This is a genomic window from Pseudoalteromonas sp. SWXJ133 (assembly GCF_015864365.1).
GTDB lineage: Bacteria > Pseudomonadota > Gammaproteobacteria > Enterobacterales > Alteromonadaceae > Pseudoalteromonas > Pseudoalteromonas arctica.
Map to the genome: position 1 here is coordinate 72,381 of NZ_JADYXJ010000003.1, position 16,522 is coordinate 88,902.

Annotated in this window: 16 protein-coding genes; 7 read left to right on the forward strand and 9 right to left on the reverse strand. The window is 39.4% G+C overall.

The genetic code is table 11. The annotated features are described in order from the left end of the window. The first annotated feature begins 23 nt into the window (after window positions 1-23). The 4 genes from I6F40_RS03215 to dolP are packed head-to-tail and all read left to right on the forward strand — an operon-like array spanning window position 24 to window position 3,477. Window positions 24-1,901: a penicillin-binding protein activator gene (locus I6F40_RS03215; protein ID WP_166377028.1), complete on the forward strand. Its 1,878-nt coding sequence runs from the start codon at window positions 24-26 to the stop codon at window positions 1,899-1,901. A gap of 19 nt (window positions 1,902-1,920) precedes the next feature. After that, entirely contained in the window at window positions 1,921-2,292 is a 372-nt protein-coding gene (locus I6F40_RS03220; RefSeq protein ID WP_166377029.1) for a YraN family protein, read from the forward strand. 32 nt (window positions 2,293-2,324) lie between these two features. Next, entirely contained in the window at window positions 2,325-2,918 is a 594-nt protein-coding gene (locus tag I6F40_RS03225) for an SIS domain-containing protein (protein ID WP_166377030.1), read from the forward strand. Continuing rightward, window positions 2,911-3,477 carry a division/outer membrane stress-associated lipid-binding lipoprotein gene (dolP, locus tag I6F40_RS03230; RefSeq protein WP_166377031.1) on the forward strand — a complete coding sequence of 189 codons (567 nt, stop codon included), beginning with the start codon at window positions 2,911-2,913 and terminating at the stop codon, window positions 3,475-3,477. Before I6F40_RS03225 ends, dolP begins: the two co-directional genes overlap by 8 nt. A gap of 129 nt (window positions 3,478-3,606) precedes the next feature. Here dolP and I6F40_RS03235 read toward each other — a convergent pair whose 3' ends face one another. From I6F40_RS03235 to zapE, 8 genes are all read right to left on the reverse strand, one after another. Continuing rightward, window positions 3,607-4,044: a ClpXP protease specificity-enhancing factor gene (locus I6F40_RS03235; RefSeq protein WP_024593995.1), complete on the reverse strand. Its 438-nt coding sequence runs from the start codon at window positions 4,042-4,044 to the stop codon at window positions 3,607-3,609. Then, on the reverse strand, window positions 4,044-4,670 hold the full coding sequence (sspA, locus tag I6F40_RS03240) for a stringent starvation protein SspA (RefSeq protein ID WP_002957965.1): 627 nt from the start codon (window positions 4,668-4,670) through the stop codon (window positions 4,044-4,046). Before sspA ends, I6F40_RS03235 begins: the two co-directional genes overlap by 1 nt. A gap of 80 nt (window positions 4,671-4,750) precedes the next feature. Next, window positions 4,751-5,500, reverse strand: a complete 750-nt coding sequence (locus tag I6F40_RS03245) for a cytochrome c1 (protein ID WP_002957964.1) — start codon at window positions 5,498-5,500, stop codon at window positions 4,751-4,753. After that, complete coding sequence (locus I6F40_RS03250) at window positions 5,497-6,762, reverse strand: cytochrome b (protein ID WP_007580335.1); 1,266 nt, start codon at window positions 6,760-6,762, stop codon at window positions 5,497-5,499. Before I6F40_RS03250 ends, I6F40_RS03245 begins: the two co-directional genes overlap by 4 nt. Further along, window positions 6,762-7,352 (reverse strand): ubiquinol-cytochrome c reductase iron-sulfur subunit, encoded by a 591-nt coding sequence (petA, locus tag I6F40_RS03255; RefSeq protein ID WP_007580333.1) that lies wholly within the window; start codon window positions 7,350-7,352, stop codon window positions 6,762-6,764. Before petA ends, I6F40_RS03250 begins: the two co-directional genes overlap by 1 nt. A gap of 580 nt (window positions 7,353-7,932) precedes the next feature. Next, complete coding sequence (gene rpsI, locus I6F40_RS03260; RefSeq protein ID WP_024590200.1) at window positions 7,933-8,325, reverse strand: 30S ribosomal protein S9; 393 nt, start codon at window positions 8,323-8,325, stop codon at window positions 7,933-7,935. Between the two features lie 8 nt (window positions 8,326-8,333). After that, window positions 8,334-8,762, reverse strand: a complete 429-nt coding sequence (rplM, locus tag I6F40_RS03265) for a 50S ribosomal protein L13 (RefSeq protein ID WP_007378318.1) — start codon at window positions 8,760-8,762, stop codon at window positions 8,334-8,336. Window positions 8,763-9,047: 285 nt separating this feature from the next. After that, a complete protein-coding gene (zapE, locus tag I6F40_RS03270) occupies window positions 9,048-10,136 on the reverse strand; it encodes a cell division protein ZapE (RefSeq protein WP_121953721.1) in 1,089 nt (362 codons plus the stop codon). Window positions 10,137-10,270: 134 nt separating this feature from the next. Between zapE and I6F40_RS03275 the strand changes: the two genes are divergently transcribed. The 3 genes from I6F40_RS03275 (at window position 10,271) to I6F40_RS03285 (ending at window position 13,388) form a co-directional block, all read left to right on the forward strand. Beyond that, window positions 10,271-10,714: a YhcB family protein gene (locus I6F40_RS03275; protein WP_007580324.1), complete on the forward strand. Its 444-nt coding sequence runs from the start codon at window positions 10,271-10,273 to the stop codon at window positions 10,712-10,714. Window positions 10,715-10,850: 136 nt separating this feature from the next. Continuing rightward, window positions 10,851-12,203 carry a Do family serine endopeptidase gene (locus I6F40_RS03280; protein ID WP_166377092.1) on the forward strand — a complete coding sequence of 451 codons (1,353 nt, stop codon included), beginning with the start codon at window positions 10,851-10,853 and terminating at the stop codon, window positions 12,201-12,203. Between the two features lie 102 nt (window positions 12,204-12,305). Further along, window positions 12,306-13,388 (forward strand): trypsin-like peptidase domain-containing protein, encoded by a 1,083-nt coding sequence (locus I6F40_RS03285; RefSeq protein ID WP_166377032.1) that lies wholly within the window; start codon window positions 12,306-12,308, stop codon window positions 13,386-13,388. Between the two features lie 427 nt (window positions 13,389-13,815). On the opposite strand, the gene I6F40_RS03290 is transcribed toward I6F40_RS03285, so the two are convergent. After that, a complete protein-coding gene (locus I6F40_RS03290) occupies window positions 13,816-16,455 on the reverse strand; it encodes a DUF2339 domain-containing protein (RefSeq protein WP_197192478.1) in 2,640 nt (879 codons plus the stop codon). Window positions 16,456-16,522 lie beyond the last annotated feature (67 nt).

The following is a 16,522-nucleotide window of genomic DNA, read 5'->3' on the forward strand; positions in this document are numbered from 1 at the left end:
CGTTAACGTATTGGGAAATCATTGTGCGACTTAAACTAGTTAGTCTATTAATTATATTGTCAGGGTTATCGGCGTGTAGCACAACCGAAAAACCAACTAAAAACAGCGATAACGTAAGTAACCGCACTAATGCACTGCAAAATCAGGCAACCAGTGCGCAATCTATCTATCAATTGGCGCAAAACCGCCAAGGTGCCGATAAAATACAGTTATTGTATAGCGCCCGTGATGCAGCAATTAGTGAGCAAAACTGGCCTTTATTAGAGATAATTGGGAATGAGCTTGAATTAACCGCAAGTGTTGATCAAATCCAGAACCGTCTTTATATTGCATTTGCACAAAAACAACAGAATAAAAATGATCGAGCTTTGGTTATTTTACAGTCGCTAGACGGACAACTGACTCAACCTGAGCATTTTGCTTGGCATCAGTTTTTAACGGCCAGCATTTACGCATCGCAAAATTTTCCTAAAAAAGCTGCACCCTACTTTTTTAGAGCCTCTGAAACAGCAACAAAAAATAATATAGAAATCCCTCAACTTAATCAAAATTTGTGGGATAACTTAAAGCAACTTTCTTCTTACGCGCTTGAACGCTTTAACCGTGGTTCGGTTATTCAGCAAGGGTGGGCTAACCTAGCGTTATATCATCAAGTATATGCAAGTAGTGGCGTAGAGTTAGATCAAGCGATCAACAATTGGCGCAGACGCTATATTGGGCATCCGGCTTTTACTATATTACCTGAACAAGGTGAAATGCTTACTGAGCTTGCTCCTATCAATATAGAGCGCTTAGTTGTACTGTTTCCACAATCAGGCCCTAACGAGCGTTTAGGTGATGCCCTTAAAGCTGGCGTATTAGCTGCACTTGATACACAAAATATCAACGACACTATTTTTATTGATGAAAACCTAAGTACAGAAGAAATTGCAGCGCAACTTGAAGAAATAAAGCCTGATTTTGTAATTGGTCCTCTACTTAAAGCAAATATTGATAAACTTGCTAATGCACAAACTCTTATTGATACTCCGGTACTACATTTAAACACCTTTGATGGTGAGCGAATTTCGCTTCAGCATTATTACTTTGCACTTAACCCTGAGCACGAAGTACAACAAGCCTTAGAACACTTTTTAACTAAGGGCTATCAAAAACCTATGTTGCTTGCACCAAATAACGCAAATGGCCAACGCTTGGTTGATTACTTTAACTTACAGTGGCAACGCTATAGCGAAACCAAGCCGCAAATAGGTTTTTATAACGATAAAAAAGATATGCCAAATACAATTACCAGCTTGTTAGAAGTTGATAAATCAAAAGAGCGCATAAAAACGATTAAAGCACTATTTAAACAGGAAGTAGAAAACGAAACCCGTTCGCGTAGTGATATAGACGTTATTTATATTTTGGGTGATGCAATAGAAACACGCTTAATTAAACCTTACCTTGATGTAAACGTAAGTACATTTGCAGATCGTATTCCACTTTATGCCAGCTCTAAAAGTCATAGTAAACAAATTGACAGTACTGACAAAGGCGACTTAGACGGCCTATACTTTACTGAATTACCTTGGATGCTTGATTCGCAAATTAAACAACATAATTTACGCCAGCAATACAATTCTTTATGGCCAGAGCAAGTAGATATTAGCCAACGCTTATTTGCAATGGCCTACGATGCTGTATCAATATTACATGACATCAGGCAGTTAAGCGTAATGCCAGGCAATCAATATAGTGGTTTAAGCGGTAAGTTATCTGTTAATACCAACGGCCATATAGAACGTATGCTCGACTGGGCTCAATATACAAACCGTCGCATTAAGCCTGTGCAATTAGAAACACAACGCCCTGTACCATTGTTTATGCAATCAGCAGGTGACATACAAACTATAAATTAAACTTAATTAAGGGGGCGGCATGTCGTGGTTTAAAGAGCTGTGGCACAATAGTCGCGAAAAAGGCCAGTATTATGAGCTTGAAGCGCAAAAATACTTAACTACTCAAGGGTTAACACCCATTGAACGTAATTATTACTGCCCCTTTGGTGAGCTTGATGTCATTATGAAAGAAGGCGATACCCTTGTATTCGTTGAGGTTAAGTTTCGTAAAAATAATGCCCGTGGCGGTGCCAACTATGCGCTTAGCCCGCAAAAACAAGCTCGATTAAAACGTAGTATTTATCATTACTTAGCAGCTAAAAATTTAACTAACCAAGCACTAAGAATTGATTATGTAGCCATTACAGGAGAAGCATCTCCTAATATTAATTGGCTTAAAAATGTATTTTAAACGCAAATACAAAGATAAATTATTGGTAGGCTATGCAAGACACAATTAAAGAAATTTTTACAGAAAGCATTCAAGTTCAAATCGCTGCTGGTGAAGTGCTACCTAGTGCGCTTGAGTCAGCTGCATTTACTATTGCACAAAGTCTGATCAACGGAAATAAACTCATTTGCTGCGGTACTGCAAATTGCCACATGCTAGCTCAGCATATAGCGGGTGTATTGGTTAATCATTATGAAACCGAACGTCCCTGCTTACCTGCAATTGCTCTATCGCAAGAAAACGTTAATCTTGGACAAAGTACTCAAGTAGACGATCACGATACATTTGCTCGCCAAGTCCGCGCTTTTGCCCAGCAAGGTGATTTACTGCTTGTACTGGCTATAAACGGTAACGAAAAACATGTTATTTCTGCCGTTGAAGCTGCACTAACTAAAGATATGAAGGTCATAGTTATGGTTGGTGATGATGGTGGCGAGTTAGTAGGCCTACTTGGACCTAACGATGTTGAAATTAGATCGCCATCTAAACGCCCTAGCCGCATTATCGAATCCCATTTAGTTAACTTACATTGTTTAAGCGAACTTGTTGATTTAACGCTTTTCCCTCAGGATGAAAATTATGTTTAAACGCTCTCTTATTGTTTTAGGTACTGTTGTATTACTGCAAGGCTGCGCAGCCGCTGTTATTGCAGGTACAGCCAGTGCAGTAACTGCAGCGAACGACCGTCGTACCATTGGCTCTCAAATTGACGATAACAATATTGAAATAAAAGCCAGTATTGCACTTAGCGAAGTAGAACGCCTTGAAAAGTTTGCCAACGTAAGCGCTGTAAGCGTTAATGGTATTGTTTTACTTGTTGGCCAAGTGGCAAATGAAGAAATGAGAAACGAAGCACAGCGTACCATTGAAGGCGTTTCAGGTATTCGTAAAATACATAACCAAATTCGTATTGGCTCAAATATTGGCATTACTACACAAACTCATGACTCTTGGCTAACTTCTAAAGTAAAAGCCCAGCTACTAACAGCAAAAGACATTAGCAGTAATAACATTAAAGTAGTGACAGAAAATGCTGAAGTTTTTTTAATGGGTTTAGTGTCTGACTCTGAGTCAACTCAAGCTGTAAATATTACCCGTAATGTATCTGGCGTAGAGCGTGTGATTAAAGTATTTGAATATATGTAACCTCACCAACTCTGGTGATAATTTATAGTTAAGAAGATTAATTTTCTAATTCAATGACTATAAAATTTAATGAGTTATTACAGACATAAAAAAACCGCTTATTCAGCGGTTTTTTTTGGCATTTACTTATTATTTAATAACGCGTAAATGAGAGCCCTTTTTCTTCTCAGGCTTTTCTGGTGGTGTTTCATCAATATACTCAGCTGATGAATCAACACTTTCAAGCTCTGGCACAAAATCGTCTTCGTCCTCTAAAAACTCATCTGCGGTAAAGACTGTTCCTTCGCCATTTTCACGCGCGTATATTGCAAGCACAGCACCTAGAGGTACATACACTTGCATTGGCTGACCACCAAAGCGCGCACTGAAGCTAAGTTGGGTTAAGTCTAACGAAAACTGTGTGACCGCTGATGGACTTATGTTTAAAACAATTTGTCCGTCTTGAACAAATTGTGTTGGCACTTGTACATTTGCAAATCCAGCGTCTACCACTAAATGCGGTGTACACTCGTTATCGACTATCCAATCAAAAAAAGCACGTAATAAATAAGGACGATTAGGCGTCATTATAAACGGATCTCACGCTCAGCTTCAGTTAAAGAGGCTTGGAATGACTCACGTTCAAATAAACGGATCATGTACTCTTTAAGCTCTTTAGAACCTGCACCATTAAGCTCAATACCAAACTCTGGTAAACGCCATAATAGTGGAGCTAAATAACAGTCTACTAAGCTAAACTCTTCACTCATAAAGTAAGGTGCTTCGCTAAAAATAGGTGCTACAGCAAGCAATGCTTCTGTTAGCTCTTTACGAGCTTGAGCAGCATCAGACGTGTTGTTACTGATTTTGTCAGCTAGGCTGTACCAATCAGTATCAATACGGTGCATCATTAAGCGGCTACGACCACGCATTACCGGGTAAACAGGCATTAGTGGAGGATGAGGAAAACGTTCATCAAGGTATTCCATGATGATGTTTGCCTGGTATAAACCAAGCTCACGGTCAATCAGTGTTGGCACTGTACCGTAAGGGTTAATTTCGTGAAGTGCTTCTGGCAAGTTATCTTTTTCAGCCAAATGAATATCTACACTTACACCTTTTTCCGCAAGTACAATACGTACTTGGTGGCTATACATACAGTTAGCACCAGAAAAAAGGGTCATTACAGGGCGCTTATTGGCAGCTACGGCCATGCCTATACCTCCATTAAATAACTAAAACAGCAAAAGGGGCTTAAGCCCCTATTGCAAAATTACCTTTAAAAATGTTCAACCTAATGAACATCTCTCCAGTATTCTTTCTTAAGCATAAATGCCAAGATAAACAGGATAATTAAAAATCCTATTACCTTAATACCTAGCGCTTCCGATTCAAGACGTGAAGGTTCACCCACGTACTCAAGGAAGTTTGTTAAATCACGAGCCGCTTGGTCGTATTCATCTACGCTTAATTCGCCCGTACCATCTGTTTCAGTAGCAATAACTTTAGTCACAGTGTGACCATGCTCTTCTACTTCTTTAGTGATAGGTGTTGGTAAACCTTGTAGTTCTTGAAGAACGTGAGGCATACCTACCGATGGGAAAACAATGTTGTTAACCCCAAACGGGCGAGATTCATCTTTATAAAACGATTTTAAGTACGTGTAAATATAATCTGGTGATTTTACACGAGCAATTAGAGTTAAATCCGGCGGAGCCGCACCAAACCATTTCGCTGCATCGTCTTTTGTAATCGCGTTAGTAATATGACTACCTACTTTAGAACCGTCAAAAATCAACTGCTCTAAACCAACCTCTGTTGGGATACCGATATCACGAAAAGTACGTTCATAACGTTGATACTGCATTTGGTGACAACCAAGACAGTAGTTCATGAACAACTTTGCACCGCGTTGTAAAGATGGTTGATCAGTAAGGTCGTTGTTCGCTTCCATTAAAGGAACCGATGGACCCGCTGCCATAACCATGTTCGGTAACAAGTTTACTGATAAAGCAAATAAACCAATAATAAGCTTCTTCATCATTTCGTTAACCTCTCTGGCAATGGCTTAGTTTTTTCGTTCTTACTGTATACAAACAACAGTACGAAGAACATAAAGTAAGTCACAGTACAGATTTGAGAAATAATCGTTTTCATATCAGTTTGCGGAGTTGCACCCACCCAACCTAGAAGAACGAAAGTTACAACAAAACCTGCAATGTTCCATTTATGGAAACCACAACGGTAACGAACCGATTTAACTCTACCACGGTCTACCCAAGGTAGTAACGCAAGTACCACAATCGATGCACCCATCGCCGCAACACCAATTAACTTATCAGGGATTGCACGTAAGATTGCATAGAATGGCGTAAAGTACCAAACCGGGAAAATATGCTCAGGTGTTTTAAGTGGGTTAGCTGCCTCGAAGTTTGGACCTTCTAAAAAGAAGCCATTCATCGCTGGCATAAAGAACACAACCCAACAGAACAATATTAAGAAACCAACCACACCCACAATATCTTTAACTGTGTAGTAAGGGTGGAACGGTATCGCATCAACAATATCTTTCTTGTCAGTGTAATACTCATGAAATTTAAATTTAGGCTTATCTTCTTCAGCTACTGAGCCTTTCTTACGTTTAATCTCAATACCTTCAGGGTTATTTGAACCCACTTCGTGTAGAGCAACAATGTGTAAGAAAACTAAGATTACAATAACCAGTGGTAGTGCAATTACATGTAATGCAAAGAAGCGGTTAAGCGTTGCACCTGATATTACATAGTCACCACGGATCCAAAGTGTTAAGTCATCACCAATAACCGGAATAGCCCCGAATAAGGAGATGATTACCTGTGCACCCCAGAACGACATTTGCCCCCATGGTAATAAATACCCCATGAATGCTTCAGCCATTAGCGCTAAGAAAATAAACATACCAAATAACCACAATAACTCACGTGGTTTTTGATAAGAACCGTAGATCATGCCACGGAACATATGCATATATACAACGATGAAAAACGCTGATGCACCGGTTGAGTGCAAGTAACGTAATAACCAGCCATATTCTACATCACGCATGATGTATTCTACTGAAGCGAATGCGCCTTCAGAAGACGGAACAAAGTTCATCGTTAACCAAATACCCGTTAGGATTTGGTTTACTAGTACCAACATGGCTAATGAGCCAAAAAAGTACCAGAAGTTAAAGTTTTTAGGTGCTGGATACTGTGCAATATGCATGTTCCAAACACGTGTCATTGGGATACGGTCGTCTATCCAACCAATAATCTTACCAAACATTAGGCTGCCCCTTTTTCTTCGCCCACTAAAATAGTGGTCTCATCAAGAAAAGTATAAGGTGGTATCTCTAAGTTTAATGGAGCAGGTACCGATTGAAATACACGGCCAGCCATATCAAATTTAGAACCATGACATGGGCAATAGAAGCCATCATCGGTTCCTTCAACTTTCTCACTAAAGTTACCTTGGAAAAAGCCCGGTGAACACCCTAAATGCGTACAAATACCTACAGCCAGAAAGATTTCTGGACGTAATGAACGGTAATCATTTGTTGATGATTCTAATTGTTGTGGCTCTTGCGAATGCGGATCACGAAGTTGACCTTCATGTTCTTTCATTTGCTCAAGCATTTTTGGGGTCCGTGATACAACCCATACAGGTTTACCACGCCACTCGACACGTATTAATTGTCCCGGTTCAAGTTTGCTGATATCTACTTCTACAGGCGCACCCGCAGATTTAGCTCGCTCACTTGGATTCCAAGACGCAATAAAAGGAACAGCAGCCCCAGCCGCACCAACACCACCTACAACAGAGGTAGCTATGGTTAAAAAGCGACGTCGGCCATTGTCTACAGGCGCATTGCTCATCCACTTATCTCCACTATGATTCTCAACACTTGCTATATTGAGAACATCAGTTACAGCAGGTTAATTATTCGAATTTTTAAAATAGAAGCGATCATAATTAAAACCCTTGATTAAAACAAGGTTATTCAAAGCCCTATGCTCGAATAAAACTAACTTGATCAAAATTTGATTAAGTAAGCTCGAGAATAAAGCCGAACGACTATAATAACGCTTCTGTAAAAACAATATACTGACCAAGATCAACACCACTAAGAGGAAACAGTAAAAACTGTACATAGTGCGGTTAAACTCACTCATTTTACTTCAATGCCAATTGTAGCAAAAAATTCCACCAATTAACTGATGGATTTAAACTAATTACGATAATTATTTAACTTTTTTGCAGCTATCTGAGTGTTTTTTAACTTTCGTTTGATTAATACGCAGTTATTAATCAATTTGATCATCATTAATTGCTGCAATCACCCAGTATCACCGTCGATATAAATAACTTTATATTAAGTTGCAAATGTAAACATTTTGATTTGAAAACAAAAAACCCAGCATAAGCTGGGTTTTTGAATTCTTGATAACGTATAGATTAACGTTTTGAGAACTGTGGACGCTTACGCGCTTTCTTAAGACCCACTTTCTTACGTTCAACTTTACGTGCATCACGTGTAACAAAACCTGCTTTACGAAGTTGTGAACGTAATGATTCGTCAAACTCCATAAGTGCACGAGTGATACCATGACGGATAGCACCAGCTTGACCAGTTGTACCACCACCAGAAACGGTGATGTAAAGGTCAAATTTTTCAGTCATATCAACTAGCTCAAGAGCTTGATGAACAACCATGCGTGCTGTTTCGCGACCAAAATACTCTTCTAGAGAGCGTTTGTTGATTACGATGTTACCAGTGCCTGGGCGTAAGAATACGCGAGCACTTGAACTTTTACGACGACCTGTACCGTAGTATTGATTTGCCATGATGGTGCTCCTTAAATGTCTAGAACCTGAGGCTGTTGTGCAGCATGGTTGTGCTCAGTACCTGTGTAAACTTTAAGTTTACGGTACATAGCGCGGCCTAAAGGACCACGTGGCAACATGCCCTTAACAGCCTTCTCGATGATCATTTCAGGCTTTGCAGCTTGAAGTTTATCAAAAGTAGTAGACTTAAGACCACCTGGAAAACCAGAGTGTGAATAGTACACTTTGTTTTTGAATTTGTTACCAGTTACAGTAACTTTTTCAGCGTTGATAACGATGATATAATCACCAGTATCTACGTGCGGTGTATATTCAACTTTATGCTTACCGCGTAGGCGATGAGCGATTTCAGTAGCGATGCGACCTAAAGTTTTACCTTCAGCGTCAACTACGTACCAGTCACGTTTTACTGTTTCTGGTTTAGCAACAAACGTTTTCATTTATAAAAATCCAATGTTTTTCAATTAAAACCACAAGTAGTTAATATTAACTACTGCTCTAAGTTTGCTATAACCCCTTCGAGTTTTAGACTTTTGCGCCGCTCACAAGTGGCTAGACTATATGAGGGCATAGAACGCAACGTGGCAGACGCGGGAGTATACCAGCACTTAAAACACATTGCTACTCGCCGGTTGTTTTTTCCACAAGAAATTTTAGAAATAAGAAGTACTATATATGCACCTCTTATTTTTAATGGCTAACCTATTACACTTTTACCTACTTATTTAAACCAAATGCTCTCTAGCTAAATACTCTAGAGACTGCATTTCTTGCAAACGGCTTATACAGCGCTTAAATTCAAAGTTTAAATTACCTTGGGTATAAAGTTCGGTAATAGGTTTTTCAGCCGATATAATTAAAGTTACATGGCGCTCGTAAAATTCATCCACTAAAGCAATAAAGCGTCTAGCGGCATCATCATTAGTTTGCCCAAGCTGTTTTACGTTAGAAATAATCACCGTATTATATAAACGGCTAATCTCCATGTAATCAACCTGACTACGCGCTGTTTCGCACAATTCACTAAACTCAAACATCACCACGCATTTAGCTACTTTTCGCGTTTTGATTTTTCGCCCTTCTATTTCTATCGGCTCATCTAATTGTCCAGGCTCTGACGATAGCTTATCGAAGTATTCAAATAGGTTTTTATCTGCATCTTCATCTAACGGACTATGAAAAATTTCGGCTTGCTCTAAAGTGCGTAACCGGTAATCAATACCTGAGTCTACATTAACTATTTCTGTATTGAGCTTAACCAGTTCTATAGCAGGGACAAAGCGTGCACGCTGCAGGCCATTTCTGTAAAGCTCATCAGGCACTATATTAGATGTAGCAACAAGTACTATACCCCGTGCAAATAGCGCTTCCATTAAGCCACCTAGCAACATAGCATCGGTAATGTCTTGAACAAAAAACTCATCAAAACAAATTATGTCTGTTTCAGCTTTGAAAGTGTCGGCTATTTTTTCTAATGGATTAGCCGTATTGTTTAGTTTTTTAAGCTCATTATGCACTCGGTGCATAAATCGATGAAAGTGCACGCGCATTTTACGTGTGCCCGGTAGTGATTCGTAAAAAGTGTCAACTAAATAAGTTTTACCACGCCCTACTCCACCCCAAAAGTACAAACCTTTTATAGGCGCAGGTTCATCTTTACTAAATAACTTAGCAAAAAAACCTTTTTGTTTTGGCTTTGCCTGAGTTAGGTCATCGTATAGACGTTGTAAATGGCGCACAGCATTTTCTTGTGCTGCGTCGTGTACAAAGTCATCTCGCTTTAAGTCTTGTTGGTATGTTTGCCAAGGAGTCATATCTATTTACAGTTAAAACACAGTTTAATTTGCAAAGCATATTAACACGCATCATAACTCGGGGTATATTACACTTAGTATGATTTATAATTGAATCGGCATTCGTTAGTTATTTTCCCAAAGGGGTAGTTTTTATGGGCACAGTTATGTGGGTAGGTTTAATTGTTATTGCTGCTGTTGTAGCATTTTTTATTGGCGCATTTGTTACTAAAAAACAATTCAAACAAGATGAATTAAAAGAGCAGGCAGAGCAAGCTGAAAATGCGTTAGAGCAGTATCGTCAAGATGTAGCTGATCATTTAGCGAATACTGGCAAGCTCGTAAATAAAATGAAAGAAAACTATGATCAACTGCTTAGTCACGTTGAAGAAACAAACCAACTTCTTCTAGAAGATAGAAATAAAGCACCAGCAGAACCTTATTTTTCTAAAGAAACAACAGAACAGCTACAAGCGTCTTTAAAAGAGCGTCGTTCAGATCGTTCTTCAGCCGCAGCACAACCAGCTGATTATGTATCGGGTGAATCTGGTTTATTTGCTGGTCAAAATAAAGTTTCAGAACATTCTAAAGTATCTTGATGAACTTTTTTTAGACCCCATAGTCTTTAGATATAACAGCTTTGTTGTTTTATCTTAATAAACCAAAAAGGGCTGCTTTTAAAGTAGCCCTTTTTGTTTTTGCTTTTCTTAAGTGGAGTTACCCCTGACTATGAAAATGAAAATGAAATTATCACTTATCAGCGCAGCTATTTTATCTACAAGCTTATTAATGAACCCTGTAGCGTCTTATGCAAAAATGCCAATTGCAGTAAATGGTCAACAACTACCCACTCTTGCCCCCATGCTAGAGAAAATATCTCCTGGTGTTGTAAGTATCCAAGTTTCAGGCTCTAAAGAAGTACGCCGCCGTGCAGATCCTCTCGAATACTTTTTTGGACAGCAACAGCCTCGCAGTCAAAAACGCCAATTTAGTGGATTAGGCTCAGGGGTCATTATTGATGCTGATGAGGGCTATGTAGTGACTAATAACCACGTAATCCAAGACGCCGAAAAAATGGTAGTTACTCTCGAAGATGGCCGTGAATTTGAAGCTACTAAAATTGGTACTGACACAGAATCAGACATCGCTCTTTTACAAATAGACGCTGATGACTTAACTGAAATCAAACTCGCAAACTCAGATAATTTACGAGTGGGTGACTTTGCTGTCGCTATTGGTAACCCATTTGGCCTTAGCCACACAGTTACATCAGGTATTGTTAGTGCCCTTGGTCGAAGTGGTTTAAACATTGAGGGCTACGAAGATTTCATTCAAACCGACGCAGCTATTAACCAAGGTAATTCTGGCGGTGCCTTAGTTAACCTTAATGGTGAGTTGATTGGTATTAATACCGCTATTTTAGGTGCTTCTGGCGGCAACGTGGGTATTGGTTTTGCGATTCCATCTAATATGATGAAAAATCTAGTCGATCAAATTATTGAACATGGTGAAGTGCGTCGAGGCTCGTTAGGCATTTCTGGTCGTCCACTTGATGCAGGACTTGCAAAAGCACAGCAACTTGATGTCAAACAAGGTGCTTATGTAATGCAAGTAATGGACGACACTGCTGCAAGTAAAGCAGGTATAAAAGCAGGTGACGTTATTGTTAGCATTAACGGTGGTGACATTAGTGGCTTTCATGAACTACGCAGCAAAATTGCTACGCTAGGTGAAGGCCGTGAGATAAAACTAGGCATTTACCGCGATGGTAAAATTAAAACAGTGAAAGTAACCCTTGATGGTGCATCAGGTGTTACAGCGACCGGTGAAGAACTCCATCCTGCATTCCAAGGCGCGACACTTGAAAATGTACAAAAAAACAGTAATAAAGGTGTTGAAGTTACTTCTGTAGATCCTCGTTCACCTTCTGCCCGTGTTGGCCTTGAAGAAGGCGATATTGTTATGCAAGTGAATCGTCAACGAGTAGAAACAATTCGCGACATGAATAAAATCATCGACAGTACAAAAGGTAATATAGTACTTGGCGTGCAACGTGGTCGTGAGTCTATATTTATTTTAATTCAGTAATAAATAGCACTATTAATGTAATAAAAATAACAGTGGCACTTGCCGCTGTTATTTTTTTTATGTCATCATAAAGAGATTGCTCACTTACATAATAAGAAAATCGTGCTGAAACTAATAAAATTTATTCTTCCCCCTTTATTTGCAGGCCTAAGTATTGCTTTTTTAGTGGTTTTTTTCAGCCCTAATATGCGAGCGGCTTTACTTCCAAATGTTCCCTTGCCAAGCGCAATGAGTTCGAGTCACCTGAGTTTTTCTGATGCAGTTAAACGAGCAGCGCCTTCTGTGGTTACTATTTTTTCAGAAAGTATTTCCAAAGAACCTCGTTATAAAAGAAAAAACACGGTACAAGAGCTTGGCTCTGGCGTCATCATGTCGCAAGACGGTTACATTCTTACCAACTACCATGTTGTTAATAATGCAGATCAAATTATGGTTATTCTAACCGATGGCAGACGCTTTTTTGATGTACAGCTAATTGGTTTTGATACTATTACTGATTTAGCCTTACTTAAAATCAATGCAGATCACCTCCCGGTAATTCCTGTAAATGATAGCTATGTATCCAGTGTAGGCGATGTTGTACTTGCCATAGGTAACCCGCTTAATTTAGGCCAAACAATCACGCAAGGCATTATTAGCGCAACGGGTAAGCAAAAAATTACAGACAGTCCGTACAATAACTTATTGCAAATGGATGCGGCTATTAATGTGGGCAACTCTGGCGGCGCATTAGTTAACTCCAATGGTGATTTAGTCGGCATTACTTCTGCGCAGTTTAAAACGCGTGAGAACTTGAATATTCAAGGAATATTCTTTGCAGTCCCTTACTCACTTGCTAAAAAAGTAATGGGTAAGCTCATTCGTCATGGTCGTGTTGTGCGCGGCTATTTAGGCTTTGAAGGCACAGCAGTAGATAGTACCGGTAAAGAAGTAAACGACAGCCTAACCCCAGTTACTGGCATGCGTATTACTAATTTAGACCCTTTGGGACCAGCATGGCAAGCGGGTATTGAAGAGCAAGATATTGTTATTAAAATTGCAGGGCTTTCGGTAGCAAATCCACAAAAAGTGCTGGAAGAAATAGGTAATACAGAGCCCGGTAAAGAAATAGAATTTGAGCTTTACAGAGATGGGAAAATAGAAAAAATAATGGTGGTGGTAGCTGAACTTGAAACAAAGCTATAAAGATAGTTCCCCCTACTAGTACTGCTAATTCTTACTGGAACGTTACTCCATCTGAAATAGGTTAACGGTTTTAATATAAGGCCAGATTATCTTCGCTTCTGGCCTTATTTAAGCTTATGGTTCTGACCAGTACTCTTAAGTTTAAACAATTATTTATTGATTCAACGCAGAGCTTTACTTTGCCTTTAAAAATACAACTCGTTAATCATAGAAATAAACCACCTTTGCCATCAAGATACTTTAGCCCAAGTTTATAGCACGCATTTTAAATTTAACGATTGCGTAATAAACTCGATATTGAGTATAGGCCAAATAGCTTGCTCCGTAAGAAAACAGCGCTGCAGAAAATGCTTTACCTACTCGTTGAACTGCTTTTTAGAAAATACAGCAGCAAAAATCGGCTCTACAAGAGGCATAAAAGCTACACCTAATTTACTCGGCTTCTAAGCTTTTGGAACAACCAACTTAACCCCACCAACGAAAGTCCTAATCCAATAAACGAAAGCGCTTTAAGTAAGCCCTCCAAGTTAGCCATATCAATTAAAAACACTTTAACAATAACTGCAGCTAGTAAGCCTAAGCCTACTTTTTGTATTAATAACTGGTTTTTTAAATGACCAAAAATAACAGTACCCGCCCCTATTACTAACCAAATAACAGAGTAGCTATAAAGCTCTGCATTACTTGCGCCTTTTGATAAGTAAATGTAAGGACCTTGCCAGTATTGGCGAATAAAGCTGTTTATTGCCAACAATATAAAGCCACCAGCAACGGCCAATATAAATGGTGTAGCTTTAGCATTTATTGGTTTTACAAGCTTGGCCAGCCAAAGCGTTAATCCTGCGGGTACTAACCACAATAGTAATAACCAGTTAAATATTGGCAGCTCACCTATGTAAAGTGATTCAAATAATGGGTTATCGTCAAGCAGTGTTTTAATAGCAAAAAGCCCTGCTAACCCTGCAAGTGCAAAGCCCGCCACTTGGTATAACTTAGCTAAAGTACCGGCAAGTTTTGCTCTGTGTAAATACACACACCCTAATGCCAGCCAGTTACAGGTAAGGAGTATTTGTTCATAAAAATTAAGTGAATCAAATTGCGGATAATGCCCTACTAACTGATAACTTGTTTCGGTGGTAATAAAAAGTGCTAAACAATGAAGCGCCGCACCTTCTAACCATATTTTAAGTTTTGATGAGTCAAAGCACCTAGCTGCGGCAAAAAATAACGCAATACATAACGGATAAACCACAATACTCCAATGCAAACCAAATACCGTTAGCGCATCGTAGCTTGGCGTCCAAAGCGCAAGCGTAAGGCGCAGTAATAACGCAGCAACCAAGGTTTTTATAGGCCAATGCGGCATAGGCACGTTATAGCGTTTAATAAGTACGCTTATAAGTAATACTTGTACAGCAAGTGCAATGGTTAGGCCGCTGTCACTTAGTAGCATGGTAATTGCTAACGTAATATTGGCGTTAGCACCTACCCAATAAGTAAAACGCTGAAATAGCGTTGTATTATGCTGCGCACACTTTATTAAAATAGCCGCCACTATAAATAATACAACAGCCCAAAGCGGATATGCAGTACTTAACGCAGAATTAGGAATAAGCGTATATAAAGTCGCTATCATTACAAATACACTAAATGCCCCAGTAATATGAAACGCTAAACGCTTAATCTGTTTTTTACCGTAATAAAGCCCAAAAGCGGTAAGTAACAATCCGAGTAATAAACCCAAACCGTATTCATTTTTGAATATAAAGAGCGCATTATCAAATAGGTTTGGCGAAAGGTGCGTGCGTTCAGCACTTATAACCAATAGCGCTGCACTTGCTAATGCTACTGCTTGCCAAATATCCCAGCGGCTATTTTTAAGGACTAAAAATAACATTAGTACAATACTCAACACACCGATTGTTTGCCACTGCATATCAAAGTGACTTATTAGCATTGTAAATATTAAGGGTGCTATAAAGGCGAGTAATAATGCATGATCTGGAAGCACGTTAATTAAGCGTTTTAAACTGTGCGGGCGATGTTCAGTAACATTCAGTTTTAGACCTAAGCGCGGTATAGCAATTAACCCAATAATACTCAGTAGAGCAAACGTTCCCATTAACCAAACTGTATTAATTTTAAGTAATGTAAAACCAACTAAATACCAACCAATATGCCCTGCCCATAATAAATACCACAACCAAGCTCGCTGTACTTTATGTGCAACTAACGCGGCTGACAAACTTACAAAGCCAACATACATAAATAATGCAAACAAGTTACCACTGCCAGTGCTAACCCATATTGGTACACTATAAGCGCCAATAATACCTAATACCGCTAATAATGGGCCTAACCTAAGCGCCATAGCACTTGCGCTAATTGCAATAACTGCCAGTGCAAAAAATGCCACGGTAGGGCTAAGCATATCGTAGCTACTGTAAGCTAAAAGCGTTAAAGCAAAACAAGTAATAAACCCGCCACTTGCAAGCGCTGCGGGTATGTAATTATTGAAGCCTTCAAATACAATGCGTTTATGGTGTAAATAAGCTGCGGCTGCAATTAAGCTAAGCCCAAATAATCCACCTAAACTCAGCCTCATTACAGGTGATAGTAATCCCGCTTCTAGGCTGTATTTAGCTAAAAATATGCCCCCAAGCGCAAGCGCTATTGCGCCTATCCAGGTCATCCAGTTTTGCTCAAACCCTGCGCGCAATTTATTAAATAGTAATTCTATGGCTGATGCTTCAGCTGGTTTGGTTTTTTTAGGAGGCGCTGATGGCTGATTTATTACAGGTGGCGACGCGTTTTGGGACGTTAAGTTTGACTGTGCTTTATGAGCAATAGGCTCTGATCTTGAAAGCGCTGCCTGAGCCGTAGATGCTTCACTTTGAGGTTCACTTTGCGATATCGATTTATGTGTTTGTAGATGTGTTATTTTGGCCCTTAAAACAGCAACTTCTTGTTTTAATCTATTTAACTGCACTTGCGCTATTAAGCCGCAAATAGCACCGGCAACTACAACCAGTATTACTATGACGGCTAACCCAACTAAATCATCCATGGCACACTCTTATTAATTATTATGCCCTGAGTGTACCTAATTATTAATGAGTAGGTAAATTTTGTTC